Origin of the sequence: Bacillus sp. NMCC4 (assembly GCF_002998555.1) — a bacterium.
GTDB lineage: Bacteria > Bacillota > Bacilli > Bacillales > Bacillaceae > Bacillus.
The window spans coordinates 1-16583 of the sequence record NZ_PVRA01000012.1 but is presented as its reverse complement, the minus strand read 5'-3'; the positions used below and the strand labels follow the sequence as shown (position 1 = coordinate 16583).

At 43.3% G+C, this 16583-nt stretch carries 13 protein-coding genes, 7 tRNA genes and 1 rRNA gene; 6 read left to right on the top strand and 15 right to left on the bottom strand.

Features of this window, described 5'->3' with window-relative positions:
- Window positions 1-25 precede the first annotated feature (25 nt).
- The 10 genes from C6Y02_RS17390 to C6Y02_RS17345 all read right to left on the bottom strand — a co-directional run bounded on the left by C6Y02_RS17390 (window position 26) and on the right by C6Y02_RS17345 (window position 5324).
- Entirely contained in the window at window positions 26-1435 is a 1410-nt protein-coding gene (locus tag C6Y02_RS17390) for a CdaR family protein (protein WP_060595398.1), read from the bottom strand.
- Entirely contained in the window at window positions 1428-2249 is an 822-nt protein-coding gene (gene cdaA / locus C6Y02_RS17385) for a diadenylate cyclase CdaA (RefSeq protein ID WP_060595397.1), read from the bottom strand. The genes C6Y02_RS17390 and cdaA overlap by 8 nt, the downstream gene beginning before the upstream one ends.
- A gap of 217 nt (window positions 2250-2466) precedes the next feature.
- On the bottom strand, window positions 2467-3093 hold the full coding sequence (gene rsiW / locus C6Y02_RS17380) for an anti-sigma-W factor RsiW (protein WP_106031854.1): 627 nt from the start codon (window positions 3091-3093) through the stop codon (window positions 2467-2469).
- A 14-nt stretch (window positions 3094-3107) separates the two neighbouring features.
- Window positions 3108-3671 carry an RNA polymerase sigma factor SigW gene (sigW, locus tag C6Y02_RS17375; RefSeq protein WP_034664426.1) on the bottom strand — a complete coding sequence of 188 codons (564 nt, stop codon included), beginning with the start codon at window positions 3669-3671 and terminating at the stop codon, window positions 3108-3110.
- 183 nt (window positions 3672-3854) lie between these two features.
- Window positions 3855-4766: an arginase gene (gene rocF, locus C6Y02_RS17370; protein WP_106031853.1), complete on the bottom strand. Its 912-nt coding sequence runs from the start codon at window positions 4764-4766 to the stop codon at window positions 3855-3857.
- A 136-nt stretch (window positions 4767-4902) separates the two neighbouring features.
- Window positions 4903-4974: transfer RNA gene (locus C6Y02_RS17365), tRNA-Gln, on the bottom strand.
- Between the two features lie 4 nt (window positions 4975-4978).
- Window positions 4979-5063 (bottom strand) — tRNA-Tyr (locus tag C6Y02_RS17360).
- Between the two features lie 28 nt (window positions 5064-5091).
- A tRNA-Thr gene (locus tag C6Y02_RS17355) sits at window positions 5092-5164 on the bottom strand.
- Between the two features lie 3 nt (window positions 5165-5167).
- Window positions 5168-5243 (bottom strand) — tRNA-Val (locus tag C6Y02_RS17350).
- Between the two features lie 6 nt (window positions 5244-5249).
- Window positions 5250-5324, bottom strand: a tRNA-Glu gene (locus C6Y02_RS17345).
- A gap of 220 nt (window positions 5325-5544) precedes the next feature.
- On the opposite strand from C6Y02_RS17345, the gene murQ reads away from it, so the two are divergent.
- From murQ to C6Y02_RS17315, 6 genes are read left to right on the top strand one after another with little or no spacing between them, the layout of a single operon-like run.
- Window positions 5545-6456: an N-acetylmuramic acid 6-phosphate etherase gene (murQ, locus tag C6Y02_RS17340; protein ID WP_095285883.1), complete on the top strand. Its 912-nt coding sequence runs from the start codon at window positions 5545-5547 to the stop codon at window positions 6454-6456.
- Between the two features lie 12 nt (window positions 6457-6468).
- The gene (locus tag C6Y02_RS17335; protein WP_060595393.1) at window positions 6469-7338 is read left to right on the top strand and encodes a MurR/RpiR family transcriptional regulator; all 870 of its coding nucleotides are present in this window, start codon (window positions 6469-6471) and stop codon (window positions 7336-7338) included.
- Window positions 7335-8708 (top strand): PTS transporter subunit EIIC, encoded by a 1374-nt coding sequence (locus tag C6Y02_RS17330; RefSeq protein WP_106031852.1) that lies wholly within the window; start codon window positions 7335-7337, stop codon window positions 8706-8708. Before C6Y02_RS17335 ends, C6Y02_RS17330 begins: the two co-directional genes overlap by 4 nt.
- Window positions 8709-8727: 19 nt before the next feature.
- The gene (gene pbp4b / locus C6Y02_RS17325) at window positions 8728-10083 is read left to right on the top strand and encodes a penicillin binding protein PBP4B (protein WP_106031851.1); all 1356 of its coding nucleotides are present in this window, start codon (window positions 8728-8730) and stop codon (window positions 10081-10083) included.
- Between the two features lie 13 nt (window positions 10084-10096).
- Entirely contained in the window at window positions 10097-12016 is a 1920-nt protein-coding gene (locus tag C6Y02_RS17320) for a glycoside hydrolase family 3 protein (protein WP_106031850.1), read from the top strand.
- 11 nt (window positions 12017-12027) lie between these two features.
- Complete coding sequence (locus tag C6Y02_RS17315; RefSeq protein WP_106031849.1) at window positions 12028-13275, top strand: exo-beta-N-acetylmuramidase NamZ family protein; 1248 nt, start codon at window positions 12028-12030, stop codon at window positions 13273-13275.
- A 40-nt stretch (window positions 13276-13315) separates the two neighbouring features.
- On the opposite strand, the gene C6Y02_RS17310 is transcribed toward C6Y02_RS17315, so the two are convergent.
- The 5 genes from C6Y02_RS17310 to rrf all read right to left on the bottom strand — a co-directional run bounded on the left by C6Y02_RS17310 (window position 13316) and on the right by rrf (window position 16444).
- Window positions 13316-14296 (bottom strand): bile acid:sodium symporter family protein, encoded by a 981-nt coding sequence (locus tag C6Y02_RS17310; protein WP_095285878.1) that lies wholly within the window; start codon window positions 14294-14296, stop codon window positions 13316-13318.
- Window positions 14297-14342: 46 nt separating this feature from the next.
- The gene (locus C6Y02_RS17305; RefSeq protein ID WP_106031848.1) at window positions 14343-15782 is read right to left on the bottom strand and encodes a SulP family inorganic anion transporter; all 1440 of its coding nucleotides are present in this window, start codon (window positions 15780-15782) and stop codon (window positions 14343-14345) included.
- A 355-nt stretch (window positions 15783-16137) separates the two neighbouring features.
- Window positions 16138-16210 (bottom strand) — tRNA-Thr (locus tag C6Y02_RS17300).
- Between the two features lies 1 nt (window position 16211).
- Window positions 16212-16286 (bottom strand) — tRNA-Asn (locus tag C6Y02_RS17295).
- A 42-nt stretch (window positions 16287-16328) separates the two neighbouring features.
- Window positions 16329-16444: ribosomal RNA gene (rrf, locus tag C6Y02_RS17290) — 5S ribosomal RNA — on the bottom strand.
- Window positions 16445-16583 lie beyond the last annotated feature (139 nt).

Sequence of the window (16583 nt, the reverse complement as noted above, 5' to 3'; positions counted from 1 at the left end):
GTTTCAATCGCTCCTTTTTTACCATTCAAGAGGACGCTTCGTCCTCTTTTTTATCTTCTTTGATCCGCTGTCTTTGACTTGATTCTTTCTTTGCTTTATCTTGCGTGGATTCTTCTTTACTCTTCTCATCCTGATCATCGTCATCAGAAGATGGATCCTTGCGATCATTCGTAGACGCTGGCTGATCTTCTGTCTCAGTAGAAGTCAGTTTCACTTTGACCTTTGATCTCGATAATGTCCACGTCACATTTTGAGGACCGTTCACTTGAATTGTGACCTCATGTGTTCCTTCGTTCAAGTCCCCGACATTGATATAGGCTTCAACGTCTGAAGCCTTTAGTTTATCAATCGCACTCTTTGATCCCTTTGCTGTTAACGTGAGCCGTCCAGAAGATGGGCTCACAAAATCAGAGGTGAGATCCTTGCTCAGACCCACGACAGAAATCGGTACATTATCGATCTTTTTTTCTTGCGCTGTTGCAACCTTCACCTTGATCTTCACCGTTTCGGGCGATACCTTTTTCACACCATCTGGCAGAGGAATGTCGGCATCAATCTCCGTATCATCTTTGATCTTGCTTAGGTCCAGCTTGACGCCATCAATAAAATCAAGCGAATCCAGCACTTTTTGAGAGCCGTACACCGTGACCTCACTCGGGCTTGTCTCAATGCTTGAGATACTGATCCCGTCAGGTAAGCTGCCCGTCCGCTCAATTTTAAACGGAACCTTTTTGCTTGGACTCGAGATGGGAACTGTAATATTCACCACAGACGGACTCAATTCGACTGGCAGCTCGTTCCCGCTGCTATCATACACAGTGAGCTTCGCTTCCTTTTCAATTTGCTGATCGACATCCTCTAGGTTCACAAATGCTTTAATGACAGAAATTTTGTCGATCACGTCCTTTGAACCAGTGACTGTGACTTTTTTCGGATTCACAATAGGCTGTTCAGGTGAATAGCCGTCTTTGATTTTATTTTGATTATAAAATTCGGTTTCAACAGGAAATTCAGCTGTTGTTTTTTCTTGTATCGTCACCGTCGTCACAGACGGATTAATCGATAGTGTGAGTCCCTTTGATACATCTCTTGCCTTCAGCTCCACTTTATGTGTACCTGTCGATAAATTCTGCATATCTGCGTATATTTCAAAATTCTTTGTTTGTCTTGCTGTTTTCACAGCACTTGTTGACCCTTTAATCGTCACATTGACTGTCTGCGGCACACCAGTGACGACGTACTTCTCGTCGTCATAATACGCTTTAACAGGAATGTCGGTTAAAGTTGCTTCATCTGTCGTCGATGTTGGGAAAAAGGATTCACCGATTTTTTTCGGCGTGGGCGCTTGCGCTGAATTGACTGCACCATACAGCAATAAAGCGAAGACCAATGCAAGAAGCTTTACGGCCCAGCGATTATTCAAAATCTTATCCATTTTTCTTGCCCCTCCAATACCATTTGGTCGAGGAAGCATCTTTGCTGTTCTTACTAAATTCAGCAATCAGCATTTCTTCAAGCGCTTCTTCTGTCAATTCTCGGTGGAGATCACCATTTCTTGCGACAGAAATGCCGCCTGTCTCCTCAGAAACGATGACGGTCAAGCTGTCTGTCACTTCGCTAATTCCGACTGCCGCCCGGTGACGCGTCCCTAATTCCTTAGAGATAAAAGGACTTTCTGACAGCGGTAAATAACAAGCCGCAGCTGCAATCTCATCACGCTTCATAATGACAGCACCATCATGAAGCGGTGTATTTGGAATGAAAATATTAATGAGCAGCTCTGAACTCACCTTTGCATTCAAAGGAATTCCAGTCTCTATGTAATCATTCATCCCAGTATCACGCTCAATTGTCAGCAGCGCGCCGATTCTGCGTTTTGCCATATATTTAATTGCTTTTGTAATTGCCTCGATCGTTTTCTGCTGCTGTTCCTCTATAGGTGTCCCGCTTCTTGAGAAGAAACGGCCGCGCCCAAGCTGCTCAAGCGCTCTCCTTAGCTCTGGCTGAAAAATAATAATGATCGCAAGGAATCCCCACGTAATCGCTTGATCCATCAGCCATTGAAGTGTGTTAAGACCGAGATACGCACTTCCCATCCTGACAAGAACAATGACCACAATTCCCTTTAAAAGCTGAACCGCTTTTGTTCCGCGGATGACCATCATTAATTTATATATCACATACCAAACAACGAGAACATCAACAGCATTACCGAGGTACTGCAAAAAAGGAATATCCCCTAAAGCCATTTCCTCGTCCTCCAGAATTTTCAGTTATTCTTCGTTTGATGCATTTTTAATAAAAAAAGAGACTATGTGTAAATACATAGCGTGGCTATTATACCACATTTTGTTTCAGCAAGGAAAACAGTTGCCATATATGGCTGGCGTGCTAGTTCGCATACATTCTGACCTATAATATAGAAAAAGAGCAGCCCCATAAAGAGACTGCTCTCGACCCGTATGATTACTTTTGCTCCTCTGGTCCAATGACCCGCATCACATTTTGTGCTGTGGATTTCATTTTGTACCAAATCCAATCAAACACTTCATTAATTTCATTAATTTGACCAGTGACTTGTCCGGCAGAAGCAGTCAGCTGTTCCCCATTGACGACGGTGACATTTCCATCAACCTTGCCTTCTACAATCAGCTTGCCATTTTTGACAGTGACATCACCTTTTACGGTTTCCCCTTTAGGTACGGTCACTGTATCATTTACAACGACGAGATTCGACTGTTTTGACACACTGAAATTATGATCGGTATTCCAGCTTGTAAACAGACTGCCTCCCATCAAAATGAGAAAGAGGGCAGCGGCCACCATCAGCGGATGAGCTTTGATCCATCTTTGAATCGACACACGCTTTTTTTCCTTTGGAAGACCTGCCATCACCTTTGCAGTGAAATCAGTTGGTGCTTCTATATGAGATGTACTCTGCACAAGCGCGATGGATTTCTCAATTTGTTGAAAATGAGTACGGCACTCCTCACACGATTGCAGGTGACTTTTTAATTCTTTTTCGTCTTGGGGCTCAATGTCCCCGTCTAAATACTGATGCATAAGCAGGACGATTTTTTCCTGACAGCTCATCAAAATCACCTCACTCAAAGGTCTCTCAACTGTTTCCGGAGAGCCTCTCTACCCCTGTGTATTCTCGTTTTCACCGTACCAACGGGTATATTTAGGATCTCACTAATTTCTTTTAACGAGAGTTCATCAATATACTTTAATACGATGACCGAACGATATTTATCGGGTAATCTTAGAATTTTTTGCTGAATGGTACTCGATAATTCAAGAGACACCACCTCTTCCTCTGGCAAAATGCCATCAGCAGCAATTTGAGAATACATATTCAGTCCTTCTGTTCCTGCCACCTCTGCATCTAAATAATAATCCGGCTTTTTTTTGCGAATACGGTCGATGGTCAGGTTGGTTGCAATGCGGTACAGCCACGTAGAAAACTTACGATTCACATCAAAGCTTTCAATATTCACATAGGCACGAATAAACGCCTCCTGTGCAATATCCTCTGCTTCGTGTGCATTCCCAAGCATACGGTAGCACAGCTGATAAATTTTGTCTTTATACAGGTCTACGATGTCTGCAAATGCGTTCTGGTCGCCTTTTTTCACTTGCTTAATTCTCTTTTTAATCATTGTGTCCATAGTATATTCAACCTCTGCCTTCACCGGTCTTTATGTATACGAATCTCTTTCCAAAAGGTTTCATTCTCCTCTAAAAAATAGTGTAACAAATTTTTGACAGCGTGTTACGCATATCCACCGGTAAAAACCTTAATATATCCTTAAATTTCTCCAAAACAAAAAAGAACGGGAACAAGTCCCGCTCTACAATAGCTTTTCGCCCATTAACGAGCCAATCAACGCAACAGCTGCCTCGGCTGTTTTATTTTTTTCATCCAAAACCGGATTCACCTCAACAAATTCAGCTGAAGTCAAAATACCCGCTTCCTCTAAAAGCTCCATGGCAAGATGACTCTCCCGGTAGCTAATGCCACCCGCCACAGGAGTTCCTACACCAGGGCACTCCGCTGGATCTAGTCCATCTAAATCAAGCGACAGGTGGACACCATCTGTTCTTTCCTTTAAATATGAAATGGCTTCCTCCATCACCCTTGTCATCCCTAAACGATCTATTTCATGCATCGTATACACTTTAATGCCTTTCTCTCTAATCAATGCCCGCTCTCCTTCATCTAAGGATCGAGCACCAATTATAACAACATTCTCAGGCTTCAATTTAGGGGAATAACCACCAATGTTCGTTAAATCAGCATGCCCAAGGCCGAGACTGACTGCAAGCGGCATACCATGTATATTTCCAGAAGGAGAGGTTTCCTCTGTATTTAAATCACCGTGTGCATCATACCAAATGGCACCTAAGTTTTCATAATGCTTGGCTACCCCCGCAAGTGTTCCTATCGCAATGCTGTGATCACCGCCTAAAATGAGCGGGAATGAGCCTGATTGCACAATACTGTCAACCTTCTCAGCTAGCAGCTGATTCGCACCAGCATTCTCCGTTAAATTTTTTAGCTTTTCACTTGTATATAAACCTTTCTCATCATCTCTTTGTTCAACCAAAATATCGCCGAGATCCTCCACATCAAATGAAAGCGATTCCAATTTTTCTTTTACACCTGCACACCGAATCGCACTCGGTCCCATATCGACGCCCCTTCTCATTTGACCCAAATCCATCGGAACTCCGACAATCGTGACCTTCTTTTGATCTCCCATATGTACATCCCCTTTCCGTTCATGCTTATATTTTACTTTCTCAATGCCTTCTGACTCAACTCAACAATATTTTGAATAGTTATACATTCCGTCTGCCAACATAAAAAAAGACACCTTTTTGAAAAAGGTGTCTTAACTGGGCTAGCTGGATTCGAACCAACGCATGACGGAGTCAAAGTCCGTTGCCTTACCGCTTGGCTATAGCCCAAAAATGGTGGAGGGGGGCGGATTCGAACCGCCGAACCCGGAGGGAGCGGATTTACAGTCCGCCGCGTTTAGCCACTTCGCTACCCCTCCACATATGGAATTGATAAAGAAAAAACAGTGCCGGCAAGAGGACTTGAACCCCCAACCTACTGATTACAAGTCAGTTGCTCTACCAGTTGAGCTACACCGGCATATGGTGGAGGATGACGGGCTCGAACCGCCGACCCTCTGCTTGTAAGGCAGATGCTCTCCCAGCTGAGCTAATCCTCCACATCATGGTGACCCGTACGGGATTCGAACCCGTGTTACCGCCGTGAAAGGGCGGTGTCTTAACCGCTTGACCAACGGGCCAGTTTGTCAAGTTTGCTGTTTCCGTGAAGCTGACAAAAGTTATTATATACAGGTTGTCCCCCTTTTGTAAAGGGGATTTTTATTTTTTTTATTTTCTAATTATTTACCTCCAGTTAGCACAACGTTTCGAGTGAAATATAATTTCAATATTTAAATATAATGTTGAAATTTCATATCACACTGAATATACTGAAAATGAAGAAATAAGGAGGAATGTCGCATGCAGCCATCTCAATTGCGCTCTTTGACAACAGAATCAAGAAACCCTAACACAATGGGAATATCACAAGCAGATCCGCTCGAAATACTCCAGCTGATCAATGAAGAAGATATGAAGGTCGCTCAAGCAGTGAACCGTGTCCTACCACATGTCAAAACAGCAAGTGACTTCGCCTATGAATCCATTTCAAATGGGGGTAGACTCGTTTATTTAGGAGCCGGGACAAGCGGCAGACTTGGCGTGATGGATGCTGTTGAATGTCCCCCTACCTATAGCGTCTCACCTGATGTGATTGTCGGTATCATGGCAGGCGGCGACTCTGCTTTTTCACATGCTGCCGAAGATGTGGAAGACAGTGAAGAAGCCGGCAAACAGGATTTAGTACACATTCACCTGACATCAAAAGATACGGTCGTCGGTATCGCCGCCAGCGGCAGGACACCCTACATCATCGGCGCTTTAAACTACGCTAAATCCATCGGCGCAAAAACAGTAGCCCTCAGCTGCAATGAACAAGCAGAAATTAGCGAGCTGGCAGACTGCGCCATTGAAGTCATTGTAGGACCAGAAGCCATCACTGGGTCAACACGAATGAAAGCCGCATCCGCTCATAAAATGATTTTAAATATGCTTTCGACCTCTGTCATGATCAGACAAGGTAAAGTATATGAAAACCTGATGGTTGATGTAAAAGTCAGCAATTATAAATTAAAAGAACGCGCCATCACCATCATTCAACATGTGACAAACGCTTCCTATGAACAAGCCGTGAAGACTCTTGAAGCAGCAGACTTAGAAGTCAAAACCGCCATCGTCATGCTCCAAACAAACACAGACAAAAAAACAGCCAAGGATTTACTCAACAAAGCGAATGGCCATATCGACAAAGCCATCTCTCATCATCAATCCTAAAGGAGGCAGCTCATGTCAGCAGGTGGACTCACTCTACTACACACAATGAAAGCAAAGCTCCCCCAATCTGAAAAAATCATTGCAGACTATATCCTTGCCCATCCTGACAAAGTCATTAAAAGCACAGTACACGAGATCAGTCAGGCAGCCGGAGCAAGCAGCTCTGCTGTCATCCGCCTTTGTAAATCTCTCGGGCTAGATGGCTATCACGATTTAAAAATGCGAATCGCTGGAGACTTGATGCACGACGATAAACAAGGCTATCGTGATATCGAACAAGATGAACCGCTTCAATCCATTATTCAAAAAACAGCAGGAAACTCGATTCAATCGATTAAGGACACCGCTTCTATTTTAAATGCAGAAGCATTAGAAAAAGCTGTTCAATTACTGCTGCATGCAAACCAAATCCATTTTATCGGCGTCGGTGCATCTGGCATCGTGGCAGCGGATGCCCAGCAGAAATTTCTCAGAATCAATTATGCTGCGACTGCCTTCACTGACATGCACATCGCATCAACCGTCATCGCAAATGCAGGAAAGAATGACATCGTGTTCGGTATATCCTTTTCAGGAGAAACGTTAGACATCATTCAAGCCCTTCAGCTCGCAAAAGACAATCAAGTGAAAACCATTGCCTTAACGCATCCTGGTCAAACAAGCGTTTCTGCCTTAAGTGATGTTCACCTATCGACGTCCGGTTCCAATGAAGCACCTTTTCGCAGTGCAGCCACTTCCTCTAGAATGGCACAGCTCTACTTAATTGATGTCTTGTTCCTCAGCTTAGCTTCCCGTCAATATGAAGAGACAGCGCAATATATTGACAAGACAAGACATGCCATCCGCTCCATGAAACGAAAATCAAAGGGGGATTCAACATGAGTCATCAAACGAAATATCAGCAGTTGGCGAAAGACATTCTTTCTCTCTGTGGTGGTTCTGAAAACATCTCTTCCCATACACATTGTATGACGCGTCTCCGAATTACACCGATTGACAATGAACAAGTTCACATCACAAAAATCAAAGAACTCGATGGCGTCATAGGTGTCGTCGAGGCAGAAACGCTTCAAATCATTTTAGGTACAGGTGTTGTCAACCAAGTATCAAGTGCGTTTGAACAGCTGCTAAATGCCTCTGGCTCTTATGATTTAAACAATGAAGCACAAAAAAACAAGCAAGCCATTTCACAAAAGAACCGCACACCGTTCAAGCTGTTCTTACGACGGATTGCCAGCATCTTTATTCCTATCATTCCGGCACTCGTTGCATCAGGTCTTATTACAGGGATTACGAAAGCAATCGTGCAAGCAGGCTGGCTCGATGAAAAGTCTCAAGCAGCGATCATTTTAACCGTTATTGGTTCAGGCTTGTTCGCATATCTCGGTATTTTAGTCGGATCAAATGCCGCAAAGGAGTTTGGAGGCTCTCCTGCATTAGGCGCATTAGCTGGTATCCTCATTATTAACCCAGCCTCCGCAGACATTATGTTATTTGGCACAAATATTCTACCAGGCAGAGGCGGGCTCATCGGTGTTCTTCTAGCCGCCATCTTTATGGCACTTGTGGAAACCCGAATTAGACGCTTCGTCCCGCAATCACTTGATATCATCGTCACACCAACCATCACACTACTCATTACAGGCATTTTTACGTACGTTGTCTTCATGCCAGTCGGCGGATTTATATCGGATGCCATCACCTCAGGATTAACTTATCTATTAAATATGGGCGGAATCTTCGCTGGATTTGTTCTTGGTGCGACCTTCCTTCCACTTGTTGTGACAGGACTTCACCAAGGACTGACACCAATTCATATGGAACTCATTAATTCCATTGGAGATGACCCGCTTTTGCCAATTCTCGCTATGGGCGGTGCAGGACAGGTAGGTGCGGCATTCGCCATTTATATGAAAACAAAAAAGAAAAAACTCAAAAGAGCCATCGCAGGTGGACTTCCTTCAGGGATGCTCGGCATTGGTGAACCACTCATTTTCGGTGTTACACTCCCGCTGGGACGACCATTTCTCACTGCTTGTCTTGGCGCTGGAATCGGCGGCGCATTTCAAGCCTACTTCCAAATTGCAACGAAGGCGATTGGTGTATCAGGTCTCCCATTAACCTTTATTGTTCACACACATCAAATGCTTCTTTACTTAATCGGACTCTTTATTGCATATGTCGCTGGATTTATTTTCACATACTTATTTGGTTTTCATGATGATATGGCTGTTGAATTTGAGGAAAAATAAGCAATAGGAGGTCTAACTCTTGAAGAAATACTTTCTCTTAATAACAAGTCTGCTCATGCTCCTTGGATTACCCGTACAAACATTTGCAACTAGCTCCCATCCTGTATCGTCTTTGTCTAAAACAGCACCTGAAGAATATCCCGTCTTAAAAAAGGCAAAACGACCGGAACAAGCAGGTTTTTCTTCCAGGCAGCTTAGGAAGGTTGATCACATGATTCAAAACGACATCAAAGCAGGATTTCCAGGAGGCGCACTCATCATTATCAAAGACGGAAAAATCGTCCATCAAAAAGCCTATGGCTACAGGCAAAAATACGAAGGCACAACTGAACTCAAATCATATAAGAAAATGAAAAAGAATACACTGTTCGACTTAGCATCCAACACCAAAATGTATGCGACCAACTATGCCCTGCAAAAGCTCGTCTACGAGAAAAAACTGGATGTGAACGAAAAAATACAAGCCATCCTGCCAGATTTTAAAGATGAACCAGATGCAAAGGTAACCGGTAAAGATCAGCTTCGTGTAAACGATCTTCTGACCCATTCTGCCGGACTCCCTTCCAGTGTCTTATTTTATAGCAAAGAAGCCGCCGGCTCTTTTTTCTCTCAAGATAGAAAGACAACGATGAAATGGCTGCCGAAGGTGCCGCTGCAATACAAACCAGGCACCCAGCACATTTATAGTGACATTGATTACATGCTGTTAGGCATGATCATTGAGAAAAAAACAGGTATGCTTCTTGATCAATATGTAGAGTCGACGATCTATCGGCCGCTAGGTCTCAAACATACAATGTTCAATCCACTGCAAAAAGGATTTAAACCGAAGCATTTTGCAGCAACCGAACGTTTAGGTAATTCGCGAGATGGTGTCATTGATTTTGAAAACATTCGCAGGTACACCCTGCTAGGCGAAGTCCACGATGAGAAAGCATATTACTCAATGGCAGGTATCTCTGGTCATGCCGGACTTTTCTCTAACATGTCAGATATGGGCGTGCTGCTCCAGCTCATGCTGAACAAAGGAGGCTATGGAAAAAAAACCATCTTTGATCAAGCTTCTATCGATCTCTTTACAGCCTCTTCTGATACAAACCCAACTTACGGGCTAGGCTGGCGTAAAAACGGTCATACTGACATGGAATGGATGTTTGGAAAATATGCAAGTAACGAAGCCTATGGACATACTGGCTGGACCGGAACCATGACATTGATTGATCCAAAACATAATCTAGGTATCGTCTTGCTGACAAATAAGAAACATTCGCCTGTCGTTTCACCTGAAACCAACCCAAATCAATTTGAAGGTGACCTTTTCCCAACTGGTACTTATGGAAGCATCATGACCGCAATCTACGAATCTTTTAAGTAAAAGGAGGAATTCGATGTTAAAAGCTCTTTTCCCCGCTACTCTGGTTTTGGCCCTGCTAACCTCTTCCATTCCAACGGAAAAGGTTAGCTCTGCCCCTCTTCCAACCGCAAAACAAATGGTGCAAGACATGTCCCTGGATGAAAAGATAGGTCAAATGCTCATGCCAGACTTTCGCAATTGGCAAACAAAAGATGAATCTGCACCTACAGGCTTAACAAAGATGAATAAAGAAGTGTCCCATCTTGTTGAAAAATATCATCTAGGCGGTGTCATCTTATTTGCGGAGAATGTCGTTGATACGAAACAAACCGTCAAACTCACCCATGAATTTCAAAAAGCATCACCAAAGATTCCATTACTCATTTCAATTGATCAAGAAGGTGGAATCGTCACAAGATTACAAAAGGGAACACATTTCCCAGGAAATATGTCGATTGGTGCCTCTAGAAGTAAGAAAAATGCATACGACACAGGTAAAATCATCGGCAAAGAACTAAACGCACTAGGGATCAATACAAACTTCTCTCCTGTGCTTGATGTGAATAATAACCCAAACAACCCCGTCATTGGTGTCCGTTCCTTTAGCTCTGATCCTGCTCTTGTCACTAGGCTTGGCCTTCAAACCATGAAAGGACTTCAAAAGGAAAAGACCATTTCCACACTAAAGCATTTCCCGGGACATGGTGATACAGCCATCGATAGTCACTATGGCTTGCCGCTCGTAGAACATGACCTAGAACGTCTTAAAAAAGTGGAGCTGTATCCGTTTCAACAAGCCATCAACGCTGGTGCGGATATGGTCATGACCGCTCATGTTCAATTCCCTGCCATTGACCACACAACGTACAAAAGCAAAAAAGATGGCGAGGACATTATGGTTCCAGCAACCTTATCGAAAAAAGTCATCACACACTTATTAAAAGAAGAGATGGGCTTTCAAGGTGTTGTGGTAACAGACGCCCTAAATATGAAAGCGATTGCAGATAACTTTGGGCAGGAAGAAGCCGTGGTGATGGCTATTAAGGCAGGTGTCGACATCGCCCTTATGCCAGCACCAGTCACCTCTCTAAAAACAGAAAAAAACCTAGAGAATGTGTTCAATGCTGTAAAAAAGGCGATTGTAAAGAAAGAAATTCCGATGTCTCAAATCAACCAATCTGTCGAAAAAATTCTTCAATTGAAAATCAAACGCGGCATCATTTCTTCCAAGAAACCCATCACCCTTGAGAAAAAAATCAAAAAAGCCACTCAAGTCGTTGGGAAAAAGTCGCACCGGAAAGCAGAACAAAAAATGGCACGTGAAGGGATCACCCTGCTTAAAAACAACGAAAAGACCTTACCATTCCAGCCTAAAAAGAATGACAAGATCTTGATCATGGCACCTTACGAAGATCAGACAAAAGCCATGTCTGTCACAATTGACTCTCTGATCAAACAAAAAAAGATCAAGCCTGTACGTATCCAATCATATGCTTTTGTGGATAAGACCTTCACTAAAGAAACAGCCAAACTGATTCAAGATGCTGACTATGTGATTACCGGCTCTTACGTTGTCCAAAATGACCCAGCTGTGAATGATGGTGTGATTGATGACAATGTACAGGACCCGAAAAAATGGGCTACTGCCTTCCCTCGTGCTGTTATGAAAGAAGCAGCAGCACAAAACAAAAAAATGGTCATTATGAGTCTAAGAAATCCTTACGATGCGGCAAATTTTGAGGAGGCTGATGCCTTACTAGCCGTTTACGGTTTTAAAGGCTACTCAAACGGGCAATTCAATCAGCCAAATATTCCTGCTGGATTAGAAGTGATATTTGGCGCTGCATCACCTAAGGGCAAATTGCCTGTGGATATCCCATCTGTCACTCATCCAAATCAAACCCTGTATCCATTCGGCTATGGACTCAACTTGAAAGGGAAACAGATCAAATAGGAGGGATTCTCTTGAAAAAAACAGCAAGCTTGATACTCGCAAGCATTCTCATTATGAGCACATTGACCGCCGCCTCCCCCGCAAACCAAGAACGAACAGATACAAAAGGAAAAAAAGCAGCGGTCAAAACAGGGATCGAAACACTACTCTCAGGCAACCTTGCATGGTTAAAAGGGAAAAGGGTCGGCCTCATTACGAACCCAACTGGTATTGATGCAAATATGAAAAGCAGTGTCGATCTCCTATTTGAGCATCCAAGTATCAAGCTTACTGCTCTATATGGACCAGAACATGGTGTGCGCGGCGATGCACAAGCAGGAGAAGGCGTCGAATCCTATACTGATGAAAAAACAGGTCTCCCTGTTTACTCTCTCTATGGAAAAACAAGAAAACCCACGCCTGACATGCTCAAAAATGTAGATGTCTTGCTGTTTGATATCCAAGATGTTGGTGCTCGTTATTACACCTATATTTACACGATGGCTTATGCGATGGAGGCCGCTAAAGAAAACAACATTCCCTTTGTTGTCCTAGACCGTCCAAACCCCATTGGCGGACTAAAAGTAGAAGGCCCTGTCTTAGAACCTGAGCACGCTTCATTTGTAGGGCTCTATCCAATACCATTAAGACATGGAATGACCACTGGTGAACTAGCAAAATTCTTTAACAAAGAGTTTCATATCAATGCTGATGTCACAGTCATCAAAATGAAAAATTGGAAGCGTTCCATGACGTTTGATGACACGAAGCTGCCGTTCGTCCTTCCTTCACCTAACATGCCGACAGTGGATAGTACCTTTGTATATCCCGCCACAGGATTAATTGAAGGAACAAATGTCTCTGAAGGCAGAGGAACAACAAAACCGTTCGAGCTCATTGGCGCTCCATATATCAATAGCAGCGAACTAGCAGATCATTTAAATCAGTTAAAACTAAAGGGTGTACAATTTAGACCAGTATCATTCACCCCCACTTTTTCTAAACATGCAGGTAAGCTATCACACGGTGTGCAGCTATACGTCACAGACCGCTCTTCATTCGAAGCGGTAAAAACAGGGTTATCCATCATCAAAGCAATACATGATTTATATCCAAAAGACTTTCAGTTCCTTCAAACAGGCAGCTTTGATAAACTCATCGGAAATGGTTGGATGAAAGAAGAAATCAATCAAGGTACTTCCGTCAAACACATCATGAAGCGCTATCATCACGACCTCAAATCGTTCGAAAAGAAACGGAAGAAATATCTCATCTATTAATTCGCAAAAAAGACCTCCATCTCATAAGATGGAGGTCTTTTCATGATAAAGATTTAGTCACAGCAGGCGCCTTCAGCTCAAAACGATTGAGTAAGAAACCAAACAAGGCAGCAAGCACTTGCTGAAATAGCATGCCAATCACAACAGGGACAGCAACAGCAGGCGGGAAAAAGCTAATAGCAAGCACAGCTCCGGCACTAATATTTCTCATGCCGCCCGTATACACAATGGCCACAATCTCCCCTTGAGTACATTTCATCACCTTTCCAATCAACCATGCAAAAGCATACCCACTCATCGCAATGAAAAAGACAGTCGCTGCTTTGCTAAAAAAGGCAACATCCAATTCACGCAAATATGGGGCGACAACAGAACTGTTAATCGATACGACAACAAACAAGCCTAATTTTGAAAAAGGAGACAGGGTCTGACCAATTGTTTTCGTCACCGATGGCTTTGCATACTGGCGAACGAGCATCCCTAAAATAGAGGGCAGCACCACCATACCAAACAGCCCTTTCATGATTGCGACCATGTCCATATGGACCTGTGTACCGACGAAGAGTGACAAGCTGGCTGGCACAATCAATGGCGAAAGCAATGTATCAATTAAAATGATGGATAACGTTAACCCGACATTCCCTTTATACATCGCCGCCCATATTAAACTAGAAACACCTGTTGGAATCACCATCGCAAGCGTCAAACCGGTGATCGTCATGGAATCACCCGCAAATATCAAATGCCCCGCTGACCAGGCATAAAGGGGCATCAGCACATGTAAAATCATAAACGATAAAATCAAAGGCAATGGGTGCATCACCGTATGCTTTAAAGCTGAAAAAGTAGATGACAAGCTCCCTGAAAATGTCATCATAGCAAATACCCAGGGCACCATAAACGTATAATCCTTTAAATAGGCCGACAATAGTACACCGAGTAACACACTAATGGGCGTAATAAGCGGCATCATCCGGCCGAGCACTTGGTTCAAACGCACAAGCATGCCGGCCACCTCCATCCTTCACTTTCTTACCTTTTCTATTGTAACAAACAGAAAGATCTTTTTAAGAACCATTCACCTGTTTCACAAGCTTTCGACTCGAGGTATCCATTCCAACTACGTCTATCTGTACACCAGCTGCTTGATACTTTTCCTTTACACGTTCTATCGCTGCCACGCCTGATTCATCCCATATACGCGCTTCAGACAAATCAATCACAACGGCTTGGAGATCTTTCTCATGATGGAACGCTTGGATGAAATCAGTGACAGAAGCAAAGAAAATTTGCCCTTTAATTCGATACACCCAAATACCCGCTTGGCTTTCTGTAGAGGTAATATGAAGCTTTGATATTTTTGCTACAAAGAATATCGCACTAAGCAGCACACCTGCAAACACACCTTTTGATAAATCATGAGTCAACACCACAGTCACGACCGTGACAATCATGACAATAGAATCTGTTTTCGGATTCTTTTTTAGCTGCTGAAAGGAACTCCAATCAAATGTCCCAACGGAGACCATAATCATCACAGCCACAAGAGCAGCCATCGGAATTTGAACCACCACATCTCCGAGTACAAAAATCAGCACCATTAGAAATGCACCCGCTACAAAGGTAGAAAGACGGCCACGCCCGCCTGCCTTCGTATTAATCACTGATTGACCAATCATCGCACAGCCAGCCATACCACCAAAGAATCCTGCAACCACATTAGCAATCCCTTGACCTCTCGCTTCCTTGTTCTTATGACTAGACGTCTCCGTCATATCATCGACAATCTGTGCAGTTAAAAGAGACTCAAGTAAACCAACCATCGCAAGTGCTAAAGAATAAGGAAAAATGATAGTAAGTGTCTCCCAGCTAAACGGTACTTGAGGAATCAGAAAAGCAGGCAAAGAACTAGGAAGCTCTCCCATATCTCCAACCGTTCTAACATCAATATGTCCAAATACAGCAATGATCGTCATGACAATAATAGCAATGAGTGGGGAAGGTATCACTTTTACCACCATCGGCAATAAATAAATAATCAACAAGGCGCCACCTGTCATGATATACATGGCCATTGATTCTCCGACGAAATGTGGAAGCTGAGCCATGAAGATCATAATAGCCAACGCATTCACAAAACCAACCATCACGGACCTCGGAATAAATTTCATCAGACGAGACACTCGGCAGAGTCCAAACACTATTTGAATCAGACCTGTTAAAATCGTAGCTGCAAACAAATATTGCAATCCATGATCGGCAACCAAATTAACCATGACCAGAGCCATAGCCCCTGTAGCGGCCGAAATCATACCTGGCCGTCCACCAACAAACGAAATCACAATTGCAATACAAAACGAAGCATACAACCCGATCTTCGGATCAACGCCCGCAATAATTGAAAACGCAATCGCCTCAGGAATTAAAGCCAGAGCCACTAAAATACCCGCAAGCACATCCTGACGCACATGCCCAAACCATTCTTGCTTTACAAATAAATCTTTCAAACCATCTACTCCTTTTTATATACATACCGAACATGGAAAAAGAAGATCAACCAAACCTGGAGATGAAGAAAGGAAAAATAAATAATGCTTCACTTTCGGGGGGGAAGAGGGACGTACAGAGTCTTTTGTTAGAGAGGATATCATCACTTTAGTAAGAATATAAGAAAGGCACTAAAGAATCAAGAACAAAAAGAAGGAATGTGTAGAAAATTGATACAAAGCTTCCTTATAAATCGATCTATTCCATTTTCATTAGTCTACTTGTCACTGAGCAAGTTCAACATTTTAAAACAAACAAAAAAAGCCTTCTCATCATCGAGAAACCTTAAACATTAATCATTATAATTTAGAGGAAAGCTTCCAAGCGGGCTCGAACCGCTGACCTCTTCCTTACCATGGAAGTGCTCTACCTACTGAGCTATGGAAGCATGGCTCCGCAGGTAGGACTCGAACCTACGACCGATCGGTTAACAGCCGATAGCTCTACCACTGAGCTACTGCGGAATGATAAAGTAACTTCTTCCATTGGAAGGATATAAACAAAAAGCTTGGCGGCGTCCTACTCTCACAGGGGGAGACCCCCAACTACCATCGGCGCTGAAGAGCTTAACTTCCGTGTTCGGTATGGGAACGGGTGTGACCTCTTCGCTATCGCCACCAAACCTGATGGAGAGAATGTTCTCTCAAAACTAGATAACAATGTTCATGCTTCACATTAGAATATAGGTTAAGTCCTCGATCTATTAGTATCTGTCAGCTCCACGTGTCACCACGCTTCCACCTCAGACCTATCAACCTGAT